This window comes from Rhizobium sp. BK313 (genome assembly GCF_014193655.1).
In the GTDB taxonomy this organism is placed as follows: Bacteria; Pseudomonadota; Alphaproteobacteria; order Rhizobiales; family Rhizobiaceae; genus Rhizobium.
This window is the reverse complement of the sequence record NZ_JACHZQ010000004.1, coordinates 34,311-48,404: the sequence shown is the minus strand read 5'-3', so window position 1 is coordinate 48,404 and position 14,094 is coordinate 34,311. Positions and strand designations below refer to the sequence as shown.

Below are 14,094 nucleotides of genomic sequence, written 5' to 3'. Positions count from 1 at the left end.
CTACAAGTCCTTTCGAAGTCTGGGATCGAGAATGTCGCGCAATCCGTCGCCGACCATCTGCAGCGACAGGACGGAGAGGATGATGGCAAAGCCCGGGAACAGCGTCATCCAGTTGGCCTGATCAAGGTATTGCCGACCGGCGGCAATCATCGTTCCCCAAGTTGGAATGTCGGGGCTCACGCCAAGGCCAAGGAAGGAAAGGCCGGCTTCGGCGAGCATGGCATTGGCGAACAGGAAGGTGCCCTGCACCAGGATTGGTGACAGCAGGTTTCTGAGCACATGGCGCGTCATGATGTGCAGCGTCGAGACGCCAAGTGCGCGCGCCGCCTCCACATAGGGCAGTTCGCGGATGACCAACGTCGAGGCACGGACAATGCGGGCAAGCCGCGGCGCATAGACGATGCTGAGCGCGATGATGACCGTCGTCAACGATGGTCCAAGGGCTGCGACCAGCGCGATCGCCAGCAGGATGTCGGGAAATGCCATCATCGCATCGACCAGCCGGGCGATCGGCGTATCCAATTGCTTGAAGAATCCGGCAAGCAGGCCGAGCGTGACGCCGATCACTGCCGCCAGCGTGACGACCGCGCCGCCGACCAGCAGCGAAAGACGGCCGGCATAGATCGTGCGGGTGAAGACATCGCGGCCGAACTCATCGGTGCCGAAGAGATGAATGAAGCTCGGCGGCTTCAGCCGGTTGACGATGGACAGTTTGCCCGGCGCATAGGGCGCAATCAGCGGCGCGAAGACGGCAAGCAGCACGAAAATGGTCAGCACGGCGACGCCGAAGATGACCGTCTTGCGTTTGAAGAGACGCTTGGCAAATTTGCGGCGCTCTGCGCCAGCGGTGATGTCTGATATTGCCGCCATCAGTAGCGCACCCTCGGATCGACCAGCAGATAAAGCATGTCGATCGCAAAATTGATCAGCACATAGAGCCCGGCAATGACGAGCAGGGCGCCCTGGATCACCGGATAGTCACGCCGGAGCACGGCAGAGACGACGAGATTGCCGATGCCCGGCAGGCTGAAAATGGTCTCGGTTACCACCGCGCCGGAGATCAACACCGCGGCGGTCAGGCCGATGACGGTCAGAATCGGGATCAGCGCATTTTTGAGCGCATGCTTCAGGATCACCTTGCGCTCGATGAGACCTTTTGCCCTTGCGGTGCGGATATAATCGTCACCAAGCACATCCAGCATCGAAGCGCGAGTGAAGCGTAGGATCAGTGCCGAGGAGACGACACCGAGCACGATCGAGGGTAGCGCCAGGTGATACATCCGGTCCACAAATGACGAACCTGGCCCGCCATAGCCGGAGACGGGGAAGATACCGTGACGAACGGCGAAAGACTGAATGAGGATGAGACCGAGCCAGAAGCTCGGGATACTGGCCGCAAGCATCGCAAGCGCCGTCGCCGCCTGATCAAACAGTGAGCCGCGACGATAGGCGGAATAGATGCCGATCGGTAGGGCGATGACGCTGGCGATGATCAACGAAAACACGGTCAGAAAGAAGGTCGGCTCGGCGCGCTCGACAAGCGCTGCGGTCACCGGCTCATTCAGAAAGATCGATTGACCGAGATCGCCCCGCAAAAGCTGGCCGAAATAATAGAGATATTGCAGGGCGAGCGGCTGATCTAGGCCGAGCCGCGCTCTCAGGCTGGCGATGTCCTGCGCCGTCGCATCCGGACCCAGCATGACCGCGGCCGGATCGCCGGGTGTGACGCGCACGATCACGAAGACGATCGTGACCACGAGGAACATCACGACGATCATGCCGAAGAGGCGCTGAAGGATGTAGCGTATCATGTCTTGTCCGATCCTCCGGCCGCCTCGATTGCGGCCGGAATGACGAGCTATTCGGCTGCTACTTCTTGATCGACGCGTTCCAGAAATACGGCCACGGCGCCGCCTCGACCCCTTCCAGTTTCTGCGATTTAGCCGCCAGCGCATTGAAGTCGCCGATCTTGATCAATGGCACTTCGTCGTAGATCGCCTTTTGAACGTCAGCCCACAGTGCCTGGCGCTTGTCGGCATCAACGGCAGAATTGAAAGCATCGACCGCAGCCTTGCGGGTCGGCGTGTCCCACCAGCCGGGCGCGCTGGTCGACAGCTGGCCCATCAAGGCCGGTTCAGGCAGGAAAGGGCTGTGGGTGATATAGATGTCCCACAGTTTCGGGTCGGCACGGCGCTGGGTGAGCGTTGCCCAATCGACCACCTGCAAGTCGACATTGAAGCCGGCTTGCTTCAGATATTCGGCGGCGACCTGCGCCATCTTATAGTGGAATTCATACTGACGGCTGGTAAGGATGCGCAGCGGCTCGCCGTTATAGCCCGCCTTTTTCAGCAGCGCACCGGCCGCATCAGGATCGGCGACATTATAGGCGCCGTCCGTGCCGGCATCCGTGTTCCAGGCATAGGGCTTCGGATAAAGTGCGGCATCGAGTGCATAAAAATCGGTGCTGCCGAAGGCTGCGGCAAGCATGTCCTCCATGCTGAGCGCCGTGCGTGCCGCCTTGCGGATATCGATATTCTTGGTGATGCCGTTCGCCGTGTTGAAGACGAACACCGGGTAGCCGAAGGGTTTCAGCATGACCGGCTCGGACGCCGTCGAGCCCTTCACACGGTCGAAGGATTCGACCGGCAGCGAGTCGACATAATCATACTGACCAGCAACAGCCGCCTCGACACGGGTATTGGCATCGGGAACGGGGACGAAGCGGATTTCATCGAGATATTGGTGCCGGGCGCCGCCATACCCGTCGGCCTCGCCGTCGCGGGACTTATAACCGTCAAAGCGCACCAACTGGATATATTGATCGGCCTTGCGCTCCTTCAGCATATAGGGACCGGTGCCGATGAAGACGGTCATCGGATCTTCCTGATGCTTGGCCGGGATGATGATCGCCGCCGAATTGTTGAAGGCGAGCAACGAGAGCAGCGGCGCATAGGGTTGCTTCAGCACGATCTTGACCGTCGAAGGATCGACCGCCGTGATACTGTCGATGATACCAGCAGTCTGCTTGCCGCGTGAGGCAACCTTGGTCCAGCGATTGAGCGAGGCAACGACATCCGCCGACGTCATCTCGCTGTTGTCATGAAATTTGATACCGGTGCGAAGCTTGATCGTATAGGTTTTGCCGTCGGCGCTGATTTCGGGCATGCTGTCGGCCAGAAGCGGCGTTACCTTCCAATTCTTGTCGAAGGTAAAGAGCGTCTCGAAAATATGCTGCGAAACGATGCCGACCAAATCCGCCGTCGACGCCATCGGATCCAGTGTCGGCGGCTCACCGATTGTCGCGACATTGATGACACCGCCCTTTTCCTGCGCAAAAAGCGCCGAAGGCATGACGAGAAGAGCTGCTCCCAGAAGAAAGGCAAATTTGATTCGCACGACATCATCCCCTTGTTTATTCCATTATTACGGAACATTAAATTTTATAATGGAATGATAGCTGCGGTGTGCACGATGTCAATATAGCCCGAACATCGGAGCGGCGTCTTGATGCCACCCTATTGGCCGGACAGTGGAACCACACCAACACCAAGACCGACGCCCATTGTCACGGCGATCTCGAAAGCATCATCTATGTGGAAAAAGGCAAGGCACCGCGCTGCTTGAAAATGCCGACCATGCGGTGGAGGCAGAAGCCGTCTTATCACTTGCGACGGTATCGAATGCCCGGCCGGGTCCGGAAGAGCAGTGCGCAGAAATGCATCACCGCCAAGGTGCTCGCCAATGCAGAAGAACAAATGCCCCGCTGGTCGGCTCGCTTTGAGCAAGGCCGACCAGATTCTTAGTGAAGACTAGGCCGCCAGGAATGCTGACGGCGGGAGCTGGAGAGCGGACGCGATCCGCCTCAGCTTGGCCGGATCGCTATCCGTGCCATCCTCGATATCTATGATCTCCTCATTGGCGAGACCGCATGTCACTGCCAGGTCCTCTATGCTGTAGCCCACGTTTTCACGGGCTGCTTTCACACGCGCCGCCACATCGTCCGCCTGCAGGGCTGGCGGTTGAACATTGTTGAAATTGTTGAGTGAAATGGACATTATCGTCTCCTTCTCTGTATAGATTCTTGCGAAGTCTTTTTGAGTCTTGGGACAGGCGCTCGTTAAGACGCCGATAACCTTTTATTTCAGCGTTGTAATATGGACAAGCGTAAATCGTTGCATTGCATCACCGGAATCCGCGGTGTCGCAGAGACCATCTCTATGTGCGCCATGTTTGGCGCTTCACAAGAAATAGCTAAACAATAGATAGCTAACGGATTTTCCGCCATCATGGACGGCGTGGTCACGGCAACGGAAGGCATGACGATCGGCGTGCATTCCTAAAAAAATCTGTGAATACCGCGTTCGACGAAAAGACGAGTTGATGCGCGAAGTTGTCGAGATGGCTTATCTCTTCAATCAGCCGTTTATCTCGATGCATTGAACACGGAACATCTGATCGGCATCTGCGCAATCAGCCTCGACCTCATGATCGAAGATGCGGTGCGCAAACGCGATTGAAATCCGACCACCTGTGGATTTAAGCTTTGGACTTGGAGGGGCGCTTTGGCCGCCGAACGGCTCTCACCTTCCCGCTGCCTCCACCGCCGCAGAAAAACTGATCGCCGCCATCGGACTCCAATCCCGACACGCCCACGCCAGGCGGCATGTCGAGCCTCTCCAGCACCTTTCCCGTTTCGGGATCGATCCGCCTTACGTCGCTCTCGTCACCTTCCCAGGTGCCGTGCCAGAGCTCGCCGTCGACCCAGGTAACCCCGGTAACGACGCGATTGGACTCGATTGTGCGAAGAATCGCCCCTGTTTGCGGATCGATTTGATGGATCTTCCGGCCGCGATGCTGCCCGACCCATAGGGTCCCCTCGGCCCATGCAAGCCCGGAGTCTCCGCCATTACCAGGGGCTGGGATCGTGGCGAGCACGCGGCCGGTCTTCGGATCAATTTTGTGGATGCGATCCTCGGCGATCTGGAAGAGGTGCTGACCGTCGAAGGCCGTTCCCGCATGGGACACGACCTCGATAGAGCGGACCATCTCACCCTTCGTCGGATCGAAGGCATTCAGCCTGTCTCCGGAGGCAAACCACACGTGCTGACCATCGAAGGTGACGCCATTCACGCGGTCGGCACCCGGAAAAGGTCCATATTCACGAAGAATTTCGGCTTGAGATCGTTTCATCGCTTCATCCTATTCATTTGGCAGCGGACCGGGGAGTAACAAGATTGTCGGGAATCCAAGCACAGGCGGGGTCATCCAGCGGCGTGCCCTTCCAAGACCTACCGACTGTACCTTGCCTGCTTCCGCAAGCTGTTCGAGCGCCCGCTGTACCGTGCGCGGGCTGGCTCCAAGCGCAATCGCCAGAGCAGAACTCGACCAAGACTCGCCGTCGGCAAGGAAGGCGAGCACCGCCGCATGCTGCTCTTCGACAGGCGGAGCCAAAACGGCGACCTCGCGGGCGCGGCGCGGCACCAGCGCAAAGCCTCGCTTCGTCGCCTTCACGTCCGCAAGCGTCCGAAGTTCCGCCCGAAGCCGGCCCATCTCGACCCGCAGCCGTGCGCGATGCGATTCATCGGCGTGTTTCGCTCGAAAGGCGCGCGCGAGGAGCGCACTCCTCGGCACGTCTCCGGGCCAGGCTTCACCCAGTGCGCGTGCAAGCGTAAACAGCACCGGACGCGTCGCGAGAGAAACGACCGTTCCTGCGTTCCGAACAACATTCCGGCATGCGTCCACCACGAGCGTCCCCGACTCCAGGAGCGTTTCCACCTCCTCAAGCAGGAGCGGGCGTTCCTCGCCACGCAAAATCAAACGCGCCGCGGCTGTGTTGAGGACAAGAGAAGCGCTTTCGACCTCCGCCGTCAACGCGGGAATATCCGCAGCACGCGCAGCGTGCTCGGCCCGAGTGAGCGCCGCGCGCGCGGCCTTCGTCTGCAGGCGCCGAACAGCGATTCCGGCAACCACCAGCTCGTGGGCGGCCCTCGAAGCAGGAGGGAGCAGAGCGGGATCGAGTTCGCCAAGCATGCGTTCGGCCTCATCGAGATGGCCGATCAGAAGCAGGCGCCGGACCTCAAGATGGCGCGCATGCGCGGCATTCACATGATCGTCATGCGCTTCGAGGGTCACCCGCGCCGTGGCGAGCGCCTTGGCAGGCCAAGTGAGATCGCGCGAGACGAGTGCGATCTCGGCTTCCGCGACGACACACCGCGCCCGGGCCATGGCCTCTTTCGGACCAAACGCGCGCGCAGCATTTTTCAGGAGCGCCTTTGCCCGGACGAGATCGCCGAGCTGTGCCATTGCGATACCCCTGAGCGCGAGTGCAGGCGCGTCGTCACGCAGAGCTACCCGCTTCAAGGCGCCGAGAGGGTCGCCTACCGCCAGCGCATGCGCCGCAGCGGTGATCATCGAGTCCATCGAAATCCCGTCAAACTTGTAACTCCCATCATTTCGACAGGCGGGCGTAATCTATCACGACCACCAAACAACACGTCGCATCTTGAGCGATACGACGGCAGACAGTCAAAGGAGAAGGAAAATGACGGCACATTTGACCGCGACACGGGAAGAGTGGTTGGCCGCAAGGCTCGATCTGCTCAAGGATGAGAAGGAGTTGACGCGCCGCAGCGACGAGTTGGCACTGCGGCGTCAAGAGTTGCCGTGGGTCCGGATCGACAAGGACTATCGGTTCGAGACCGACGAGGGAAATACCTCGCTGGCGGATCTCTTCAAGGGGCGGTCACAGCTCCTCGTCTACCACTTCATGTTCGGCCCCGACTATACGGCCGGGTGCCCCTCCTGCTCTTCGATCGCGGATGGGTTCAACGGCTTCGTCGTCCACCTCGAGAACCACGATGTCGCATTCTCGGCGATATCGCGTGCACCACTCGCCACGCTGCAGGCATTCAAACAGCGGATGGGATGGACCTTTCCCTGGGCGTCCTCGTTCGGCAGTGATTTTAACAGCGACTTCAGCGTCTTGTTCACCGAGCAGCAACAGCGCGAGGGTGGCATAGAATACAACTTCCGTCGCGAGCCGCCTTTGCCACAGCCTCTCGCAGGCAAGACCGTTCAAGAAGGGCAATCGCGCGACAACGAGGGGCCAGTCGCACAATTTGCAGCGCTAACCGGAACCGACGTCGCCACATTTACGCGCGACAGGCCGGGCCTCAGTGCGTTCGTGCTCGATGAAGGTGTCGTTTATCACACCTATTCCAGCTATTCGCGCGGGCTGGATGGCCTCTGGGGCATGTATCAATGGCTCGACCGTGCCCCCAAAGGGCGCAACGAGAATGGTATCTGGTGGCGCCACCACGATAAGTACGATCGGGGTTGATGTTTCGATGTCTTTCCAATCCAACCGTCCAGAGGACAGTACGGCCGCTGGAGGCAGATCTGCCGGTGGCTCAGGTGACGTCGCTACTATCGGCATCTCCCACTGGCTATCCCTTGCCGCGGCACCGACATTTGGGATCATGGCGCTGCTGACGGCCGCCACCGGCAGTGCCGATATGATCTGCTCTGCCGCACAAGAGCCTTCACCGCTCAGCGGAATGGTCCCCATGTACCTGCTCATGAGCGTCTTCCATTCCGCTCCTTGGTTGAGGCTTATCTCCCGCCGACGAAACGGTGCCCGCCGGGCCTGACTCGGCGTTCGCCTTCCAGAGTACTATCATAGGAGCCTCTTAACCCGTTATCCGCCCCAGTTCCGAACTCAGCGAGCCGTAAAGATTGGATTCAACCTTTTTTGGTAATTCTCCATTAGCAATCCATGTCGGTAGTTTCCGGCGACATGGATTCTGCCGTCGACTGTTGTTTTGCGTGCGGGTTCTTATGCGTCTAGCGGCTGTGTCAGCAATCTTTCTTACCTCCCTGATCTTGTCGGCTTGCGCCGCCAGTTCCGGTCCGGAAGACGTTCCGGTCGGGATTCCGTCGCAGGAGACAACCAGTTCCATCACCCGATCGAGCGGCCCTGTTCCTTCCGCTGACGTGGGCGCCGCGGCTGTGCAAGCAGCCCAGCAACAACAAGCCTGGACAGAGCCCACCCCGGAGCCGCAAGCGTTTTTGCCAACGGCCAAGACTGGCGACGTACCGATTCCTTTGGAAAAACCAGTCGCACTGCTCATGCCAGCGAACCCTGTTGTCAGCGCAACTCCGCAAACACGGATGCAGATCTACAGTCGCCGCTTCCGGGACGCCAAACCCATCAATTTCGGCAGTTCCTCGCCAAGACAGCTCGCCGTGCATGGCGTTGACGTCTCGCGCTGGCAGGGCGAAATCGATTGGGAGAAGCTGCAGGCGCAGGGCGCGAATTTCGTCTATTTGAAAGCGACCGACGGCGGCGATCACCTCGATCCGATGTTCAAGAAGAATTGGCGCAGGGCCAAAGAAGCTGGGCTCAGACGGGGCGCCTATCACTTCTTCTACTGGTGCCGCACGGCCGGAGAACAGGCCGACTGGTTTATCCGCAACGTTCCGAGGGAGGCAAACGCTCTTCCGCCGGTGATAGACGTCGAATGGAACGGCGAATCGAGCTGCAGGAGACGGCCTTCACGCGAGCACGTCCTGGAAAAAATGCAGGTTTTTATGGACACGCTGGAAAGATATTACGGCCAACGTCCAATCATCTATACCGCTCCGGATTTCTATCGCGACAACTTGAGGGGCGAGTTCCTCGATTATCCCTTCTGGCTGCGCTCGGTGGCCGCACACCCTTCCAAAGTCTATCCGGGACGGAAATGGCTCTTCTGGCAATATTCCGGCTCCGGCCTCACGCATGGCGTCGAGGGTCGGATCGACCTCAACGCTTTCAATGGCAGCGAAGAAGAATGGCACAACTGGGTGGCGTCTCGTTCGAACTGAGCTGAAGCACGGATCGAACTTGGCTGTCGTTGTCGGTCGAATGAACATCGAGAACGAAGGCCGCCGGTCCACCAAAGGCCAACACCGGCATTCCGCTCTGGCAGATGAATCGCTGATGGCGCCTCGTGGGTTGGGCTGGAACTCGACAATAACCTTTCAGCCTAACCTCACCCAATCTAGGGCTTCGAGCACATAGGGAGCGAACAAGAAATCTCGGATCTCGACAATCCGGCTTTCCGACCAGTCGACCAGGACAAAATGCGCAGGTCTTTCCATCGGGCCGGTGCTGTCGAAGACCAGCATGGCCGGCTGTCCTTCAACCGCGCCGAGGGCGAAGCGCCATTTTGTCTCTTCCCCATAGCGCGTGAAATAAAGGCCAATCTTGTCGCGCCCTTCCCATTGGAGCCGGTTCACCAGATCGAGCTTCACGTCATCGGCAAGCATGGCGCGGATTGTGTCGAAATCGCCGTTCCGAAACAGATCGACATAAGCGGTAATCTTCCGCCGATCCGCGTCAGACATCAGCGGCAACCGGGTATCTTCGGGCTCTTGCGCGAGCTGCCGCAGCGCAGCCCGCGCCCGCTGAAGCGCCGACTTGGCGGCTGCCGAAGAGCACTCCGCGATGACTGCGATCTCGTCGACTGAATGACCCAGAACATCCTTGAGGATCACCGCGCAGCGCTGAAGCTCAGGCAGCCGCAGAAACGTCTGAAAGCTGATCGCGACGATGTCCGCCTCGGGTATGGGCGCCGCCTCCACGTCTTCTGTGAGCGGAACGACCGTCTTCCGAGACCTGTCGCGCAGGAAATCGAGGCTCGCATTGTGGGCGATGCGAAACAGCCAACCCTCAAGATTATCCACCCCGGCGCCTTGGGCTCGCGCGTGAAGGGCCTTAACGAGGGTATCCTGCAATACATCCTCGCCATTGACGGCCGATCCGGTCATACGCGCGCAATAGCGGTGAAGGCGTGGCCGCAGGGCTTTCAGCCGATCTTCGAATTCGTCGCTGTTCATGTATAGAGACCTACTGCGCTTCTGCGTTCTGTTCCGCTAAACATTGGTCACAAATGTCGATGAAAATCTTCGACAAGGTGGTCGGTTGTGACAGGAATGGCGAGTGGCTGCTTTCCAATGTGTGGACAATTGTCTTGCCGCCGATGGCACTGTCAACCGTGGCAATCATATGATCCTGGCCCTTCAACGGAATCGCGCGATCCTCAGTGCAGCGGATATAATGGCGTGGCACCCTGCCGAATCTTCCGGGGGTAATTTCCGATGGGGCCAGGGCGCCGGCATTCGGTTCGTCGTAATGTAGCTGCGAGGCCGCGTGCACAAATTCGGACTGCGACACGTCGGCATAAAACGCAGCTTTGAGTAGCGATTTGTAGGCTTCATCGGTTGATCCGACATTGATCCTTGTTGCGCCGATGGCGACGGGATCGCCCACGAACAACCCAGGCGCCAGAGCCGAAGACATGGTTTCGTGCTGGAGCATCGCAAGTAGCGACATGCCATTCGGCACCATGAACCCCGAAAGATATACGGCTGCGAGAAGCAGGTTCGGAACCCGCTCGGCGACCGCCGAAATCGTCATCCCGCCGGCCGAATGCCCGACCAGGATGACCTTGCCGCCGCTGAGTGAGTGAGCTTCCTTTACCAAGGCGACCGCCGCTTGTGTCCGCTCCTCCTGCGTAACACCGGCCATGGACGACCGCTCTGCGGCGAACGCGGCGGGGTCGAACGGGCGAAGACCGACTGACGTTGGCGCTATCGCATTTACTCCCGCGCCAGGAAGGTCGAGTGTCAAAGCCGCGAAGCCGTTGGCCTTAAGTATTGGCGTAACTTTGTCCCACGCCGAATGACTGTGCCAACCGCCGTGGACCAGGACAAAAACTGCTTTGGTTAATGACATCGCTGAACTCTCTTTGTCTGATTTACGATTTTTACGACCTCAATAAGCTGCGGCCGCCATTTCCCCCTCGCCCACCGAGACGAACAAGGGGAATGGGTTCAAACTTCCCTGTTGTCGAAAAGAAACATTTGAACGCCCGAGTCATCAGGCGCAAAAAGTCGACGATCCGCCCCAGCCGCCCGTCCCTCCGGACTTGCAAACGCCTTCTCGATCGCCGCAAGGTCGTCGAAATACAACGTTCCGATCCGGTGGACAGGGGAGGCTCCAACCGGCGTTGCGATGGGGCCATCGTTGACCTCGTATTTCCTAAGCCCCGGAATCTTCTTGGCGAGAGGCACGTGGATTTCGAAGTAGTGTCGGTCAAATGCCTCGACGTTCTTCGGTGTTGGGTAAATAACGACCATCCGAGCCATTGCATTTCTCCTTTGTTGCTTGTGTGATGCAAACTTACTTGTATTCACGCTCACCGGGTTTCGCTGAACACTGCCGAGCCCACCATCGAGTCCAAGCTCGCCAGCTCAATGATCTGTGGGAAATACGCTTTCATGCGTGGATCACCGCGCATCGCCTCGACGGCTTCCGGGGTCTCCCACTCGGAATAGATGACGACGCTGGCGCCGTCCTTTGCCGCAATCAGCCGGGTCGTCTTCCAGCCGTGGAGCATGCGGATTACGGTCTCGGTGTTCTGCTTCAAGAGCGCGATCAGCGCATCCTGCTTGCCGGGGTTGACCTTCAGCAGATTGATCAAAATAACGGACTCGTTGGACATGCCATATCTCCTTGTGTTTCGAACACACCAAGGACGACGCAGAGGGCGGAAACGGATCGCGACATGAAAAAATTTTTAAAAAATCATCGCTGCCAGTCGTGGTTCAACCGGTAGCTGGATGTCGATCCCGACCGGCTGATGTTGATCGACGACTCAGGCCTGCACCAAGATGGCCCGTCTCCTGCCACGGCGGAAGATGTTGCGAACAGCGACGAACTTGCTGAACATATATTGCCACACTCACCTGCCGCTACATCTAGAGAGCGAAATAATCAGCTTGCTCATCCTCGGGTGTTCAGAAAATCAAATGCAATTTTAGGAGAAGCGACCATGGTCGACGAAAAACAACTCATCTCGAAAATCACCTGGCGCCTGATGCCCTTCTTGGGTCTTCTATATCTGGTCGCCTATATCGATCGCCAGAATGTCAGCTTTGCCAAGCTGCAGATGGTCGATGCACTTGGGATGAGCGAATATGCCTATGGCCTGGGCGCGTCTCTCTTTTTCATCGGCTATTTCATCTTCGAAGTGCCGAGCAATCTGATGCTTGAGAGATTTGGCGCCAGCAAATGGTTTGCCAGAATTCTGGTGTCCTGGGGCATCGTGACGACACTCCTCGCCTATACACAGAATGCGACGATGTTCTACATCCTGCGCTTCCTTCTCGGCGCTTGCGAGGCAGGCTTCTTCCCCGGTGTTCTCTACCTGCTGACGCTTTGGTTCCCGTCGGCCTATCGTGGAACGATGGTCGGACTGTTCATGATCTTCAGCGCATTTGCCAATGCTGTCGGCGCGCCGCTCGGCGGCATGCTGCTCGATCTCCACGGGCTCTACAATCTCGACGGCTGGCAATGGGTGTTCATCGCAACGGGCATTCCGGCCATCATATTGGGCGTGGTGACGCTGTTCTATCTTTCGGACCGTCCGGCCCAGGCACACTTCCTCACGGACGAAGAGAAGCGCTGGCTGCAGGATAAGCTCGCATCCGAAAACGCCGGCATGGACAAGAATTCAGATAGTGGTTTCAAGGCGCTCGTCGACCCGCGCGTGCTGCTGATGGCACTCTGCTATGTCGCTTTTCCGCTCTCGGCCTATGGCCTCAGCTACTGGCTGCCGACGATCGTAAAAAGCTTCGGCGTCGGCAATACCGAGAACGGTTTCTTGAACATCATTCCCTGGATCCTGGTCGCGATCGCCCTCTACGTCGTTCCCGCCATGGCGAAAAAGGCGAAGTCGAAGACGCCCTATATCGTCATCCCGGCTTTTGTCGGTGCGATATCGCTGCTGCTTTCCGCACTGATCCCCAACCACACGCTGCAGTTCACGTTTCTGTCCATCGCTGCCGCCGGTATCTTTTCCGGTCAGCCGGTCTTCTGGAGCCTGCCCTCGCGATTTCTAAGAGGCGCCGGCGCCGCAGCCGGTCTCGCTGCCATCAATTCCGTTGGAAATCTCGGCGGTTTCGTTGCCCAGAATGTCGTGCCTTGGATCAAAGACGTAACGGGAAGCACGATTGCACCGATGTTCTTTCTTTCCGGATGTCTGGCTATTGGCGGCCTGCTCGTCTTCGTCGTCGAACAGCAGATATCGCGCAAAGAGCGGATCACCAGACAAGGACAGGTCGGAGCCGCAGCATCCTCGAAAATCTGATCGGCCAACTATCCGCTATTTGGCTGCCAGCACGAAATCGTGCTCGACATCCCAGAAAGCGCCTTGGAAGCCGTATTCTTTTGCGCGTGAAGGATCGTTTGTCCGCTTGAAATGAGCAAGCAGGCTTTCCTTCACGCCGAAGACCGCATCGGAATTGATGTAAGGATCGTCCGGGTCGAAGATGTGGGTCACCAGGGGTTCGAAGCCCTTGGCCTTGATGATGTAGTGCAGATGCGCCGGACGGTAGGGATGGCGGCCGAGCTGGCCGAGGAGCTGGCCGACCGGACCATCGTCGGGAATCGGATAATATTTCGGCTTCACCGCCCGGAACCAGTAACGGCCGTCGGCGCCGGTGCGAAAGACGCCGCGCAGATTGAAATCCGGTTGCACGCCCTGCTGCTGGACATCGTAGAAACCTTCGTCATTGGCCTGCCAGACATCGATAACCGCGTTTTCGATCGGCCTACCGTCCGTATCGAGAATACGCCCGGCGATGAACATGTCCTCGCCTTTCTGGTCGAGGCAGATATTGGCGCCCATCTCCAGCTCCGGCGCACCGTCGACATGGAATGGCCCAAGCACTGTACTTTCCGAAGCGCCCGACGGCTTGCGGTTGTTGATCGCGTCGACCAGCATCGAAACGCCGAGCACGTCGGAAAGCAGGATGAACTCCTGCCGCCACTCGTTGCAGATCTGGCCAGTGCGGGTGAGGAACAGGATGGCCTGCAGCCATTCGTCCTGTGTCGGTTCGATCTCCTTCACCGCGTCATGCATCTTGCGGATGATGACTTCCATGACCTGTTTCAGCCGTTCGCTCTCGGCGTTCCGGTTGCGGCCGGTGACGACCTCGACCGAATTCTCCTCGGTGAAGAAACCCTTTTCGTGCGCATCCATCTCCTTC

At 58.5% G+C, this 14,094-nt stretch carries 15 protein-coding genes; 4 read left to right on the top strand and 11 right to left on the bottom strand.

Annotated features, from left to right (window positions below):
• The 3 genes from FHT86_RS20565 to FHT86_RS20555 are packed head-to-tail and all read right to left on the bottom strand — an operon-like array spanning window position 1 to window position 3,351.
• Window positions 1–870 carry an ABC transporter permease gene (locus tag FHT86_RS20565; protein WP_133709337.1) on the bottom strand — a complete coding sequence of 290 codons (870 nt, stop codon included), beginning with the start codon at window positions 868–870 and terminating at the stop codon, window positions 1–3.
• A complete protein-coding gene (locus FHT86_RS20560) occupies window positions 870–1,811 on the bottom strand; it encodes an ABC transporter permease (RefSeq protein ID WP_166656885.1) in 942 nt (313 codons plus the stop codon). The genes FHT86_RS20565 and FHT86_RS20560 overlap by 1 nt, the downstream gene beginning before the upstream one ends.
• A gap of 58 nt (window positions 1,812–1,869) precedes the next feature.
• Window positions 1,870–3,351, bottom strand: coding sequence for an ABC transporter substrate-binding protein (locus tag FHT86_RS20555; RefSeq protein ID WP_210297856.1), 1,482 nt, complete (start codon window positions 3,349–3,351; stop codon window positions 1,870–1,872).
• A gap of 113 nt (window positions 3,352–3,464) precedes the next feature.
• Here FHT86_RS20555 and FHT86_RS38920 point away from each other — a divergent pair, with 113 nt between their 5' ends.
• Window positions 3,465–3,803 (top strand): hypothetical protein, encoded by a 339-nt coding sequence (locus tag FHT86_RS38920; protein WP_409527619.1) that lies wholly within the window; start codon window positions 3,465–3,467, stop codon window positions 3,801–3,803.
• Between the two features lie 6 nt (window positions 3,804–3,809).
• Here FHT86_RS38920 and FHT86_RS20545 read toward each other — a convergent pair whose 3' ends face one another.
• The 3 genes from FHT86_RS20545 to FHT86_RS20535 all read right to left on the bottom strand — a co-directional run bounded on the left by FHT86_RS20545 (window position 3,810) and on the right by FHT86_RS20535 (window position 6,420).
• A complete protein-coding gene (locus FHT86_RS20545; RefSeq protein ID WP_133709335.1) occupies window positions 3,810–4,055 on the bottom strand; it encodes a helix-turn-helix domain-containing protein in 246 nt (81 codons plus the stop codon).
• 481 nt (window positions 4,056–4,536) lie between these two features.
• A complete protein-coding gene (locus FHT86_RS20540) occupies window positions 4,537–5,190 on the bottom strand; it encodes a PQQ-binding-like beta-propeller repeat protein (RefSeq protein ID WP_133709334.1) in 654 nt (217 codons plus the stop codon).
• Window positions 5,191–5,199: 9 nt separating this feature from the next.
• Entirely contained in the window at window positions 5,200–6,420 is a 1,221-nt protein-coding gene (locus tag FHT86_RS20535) for a helix-turn-helix domain-containing protein (RefSeq protein ID WP_133709333.1), read from the bottom strand.
• 121 nt (window positions 6,421–6,541) lie between these two features.
• On the opposite strand from FHT86_RS20535, the gene FHT86_RS20530 reads away from it, so the two are divergent.
• Complete coding sequence (locus FHT86_RS20530; RefSeq protein ID WP_133709332.1) at window positions 6,542–7,339, top strand: thioredoxin family protein; 798 nt, start codon at window positions 6,542–6,544, stop codon at window positions 7,337–7,339.
• 497 nt (window positions 7,340–7,836) lie between these two features.
• Window positions 7,837–8,865 carry a GH25 family lysozyme gene (locus tag FHT86_RS20525; protein WP_133709845.1) on the top strand — a complete coding sequence of 343 codons (1,029 nt, stop codon included), beginning with the start codon at window positions 7,837–7,839 and terminating at the stop codon, window positions 8,863–8,865.
• A gap of 156 nt (window positions 8,866–9,021) precedes the next feature.
• Here the strand turns inward: FHT86_RS20525 and FHT86_RS20520 are convergent, their stop codons facing one another.
• The 4 genes from FHT86_RS20520 to FHT86_RS20505 all read right to left on the bottom strand — a co-directional run bounded on the left by FHT86_RS20520 (window position 9,022) and on the right by FHT86_RS20505 (window position 11,546).
• Window positions 9,022–9,879 carry a sigma-70 family RNA polymerase sigma factor gene (locus FHT86_RS20520; protein ID WP_133709331.1) on the bottom strand — a complete coding sequence of 286 codons (858 nt, stop codon included), beginning with the start codon at window positions 9,877–9,879 and terminating at the stop codon, window positions 9,022–9,024.
• Window positions 9,880–9,889: 10 nt separating this feature from the next.
• A complete protein-coding gene (locus FHT86_RS20515; protein WP_133709330.1) occupies window positions 9,890–10,777 on the bottom strand; it encodes an alpha/beta fold hydrolase in 888 nt (295 codons plus the stop codon).
• Between the two features lie 98 nt (window positions 10,778–10,875).
• Complete coding sequence (locus tag FHT86_RS20510; RefSeq protein WP_133709329.1) at window positions 10,876–11,190, bottom strand: EthD family reductase; 315 nt, start codon at window positions 11,188–11,190, stop codon at window positions 10,876–10,878.
• Window positions 11,191–11,240: 50 nt separating this feature from the next.
• Window positions 11,241–11,546, bottom strand: a complete 306-nt coding sequence (locus tag FHT86_RS20505) for a putative quinol monooxygenase (RefSeq protein WP_133709328.1) — start codon at window positions 11,544–11,546, stop codon at window positions 11,241–11,243.
• A gap of 330 nt (window positions 11,547–11,876) precedes the next feature.
• Between FHT86_RS20505 and FHT86_RS20500 the strand changes: the two genes are divergently transcribed.
• Window positions 11,877–13,193: an MFS transporter gene (locus FHT86_RS20500; protein ID WP_133709327.1), complete on the top strand. Its 1,317-nt coding sequence runs from the start codon at window positions 11,877–11,879 to the stop codon at window positions 13,191–13,193.
• A gap of 15 nt (window positions 13,194–13,208) precedes the next feature.
• On the opposite strand, the gene FHT86_RS20495 is transcribed toward FHT86_RS20500, so the two are convergent.
• Complete coding sequence (locus FHT86_RS20495; RefSeq protein ID WP_133709326.1) at window positions 13,209–14,087, bottom strand: intradiol ring-cleavage dioxygenase; 879 nt, start codon at window positions 14,085–14,087, stop codon at window positions 13,209–13,211.
• Window positions 14,088–14,094 lie beyond the last annotated feature (7 nt).

Bases quoted from the DNA above. Each gene is read 5' to 3' on its own strand.
- FHT86_RS20535 (WP_133709333.1), bottom strand. From the start codon at position 6,420: ATGGACTCGATGATCACCGCTGCGGCGCATGCGCTGGCGGTAGGCGAC.
- FHT86_RS20560 (WP_166656885.1), bottom strand. From the start codon at position 1,811: ATGATACGCTACATCCTTCAGCGCCTCTTCGGCATGATCGTCGTGATG.
- FHT86_RS20505 (WP_133709328.1), bottom strand. From the start codon at position 11,546: ATGTCCAACGAGTCCGTTATTTTGATCAATCTGCTGAAGGTCAACCCC.
- FHT86_RS20515 (WP_133709330.1), bottom strand. From the start codon at position 10,777: ATGTCATTAACCAAAGCAGTTTTTGTCCTGGTCCACGGCGGTTGGCAC.
- FHT86_RS20520 (WP_133709331.1), bottom strand. From the start codon at position 9,879: ATGAACAGCGACGAATTCGAAGATCGGCTGAAAGCCCTGCGGCCACGC.
- FHT86_RS20565 (WP_133709337.1), bottom strand. From the start codon at position 870: ATGGCGGCAATATCAGACATCACCGCTGGCGCAGAGCGCCGCAAATTT.
- FHT86_RS20525 (WP_133709845.1), top strand. From the start codon at position 7,837: ATGCGTCTAGCGGCTGTGTCAGCAATCTTTCTTACCTCCCTGATCTTG.
- FHT86_RS20495 (WP_133709326.1), bottom strand. From the start codon at position 14,087: ATGGATGCGCACGAAAAGGGTTTCTTCACCGAGGAGAATTCGGTCGAG.
- FHT86_RS20510 (WP_133709329.1), bottom strand. From the start codon at position 11,190: ATGGCTCGGATGGTCGTTATTTACCCAACACCGAAGAACGTCGAGGCA.
- FHT86_RS20530 (WP_133709332.1), top strand. From the start codon at position 6,542: ATGACGGCACATTTGACCGCGACACGGGAAGAGTGGTTGGCCGCAAGG.
- FHT86_RS20500 (WP_133709327.1), top strand. From the start codon at position 11,877: ATGGTCGACGAAAAACAACTCATCTCGAAAATCACCTGGCGCCTGATG.
- FHT86_RS20555 (WP_210297856.1), bottom strand. From the start codon at position 3,351: ATGCCTTCGGCGCTTTTTGCGCAGGAAAAGGGCGGTGTCATCAATGTC.
- FHT86_RS20545 (WP_133709335.1), bottom strand. From the start codon at position 4,055: ATGTCCATTTCACTCAACAATTTCAACAATGTTCAACCGCCAGCCCTG.
- FHT86_RS20540 (WP_133709334.1), bottom strand. From the start codon at position 5,190: ATGAAACGATCTCAAGCCGAAATTCTTCGTGAATATGGACCTTTTCCG.